This is a genomic window from Pseudomonas sp. 2(2015) (assembly GCF_000955865.1).
GTDB lineage: Bacteria > Pseudomonadota > Gammaproteobacteria > Pseudomonadales > Pseudomonadaceae > Aquipseudomonas.
In genome coordinates, this window is the sequence record NZ_JYOF01000037.1 from 1 (window position 1) to 264 (window position 264).

1 protein-coding gene is annotated in these 264 nt (G+C 66.7%); it reads right to left on the minus strand.

All coding sequences use genetic code 11. From position 1 onward, the window contains the following. A partial coding sequence (locus tag UB48_RS28335; RefSeq protein ID WP_275560920.1) for a methyl-accepting chemotaxis protein occupies positions 1-264 on the minus strand: 264 nt, incomplete at both ends.

Below are 264 nucleotides of genomic sequence, written 5' to 3' on the forward strand. Positions count from 1 at the left end.
CCTGCTCTTCGGCGGCGCTGGCGATCACCAGGTTGCGTTCGTTGATCTCGGCCACCGCGCCGGTGATGGTTTCCAGCGCAAGGCCAGCGCCACGGGCGATGTTCAGGGTCGACTCGGCGCGTTCGGTGCTGTTGCGCATGGAGTTGACCGCCTGCTCGGTGCCGCCCTGGATACTGCCGATCATCCGTTCGATTTCGCTGGTCGACTGCTGGGTGCGGTGGGCCAGGGCGCGCACTTCATCAGCCACTACGGCAAAGCCGCGGC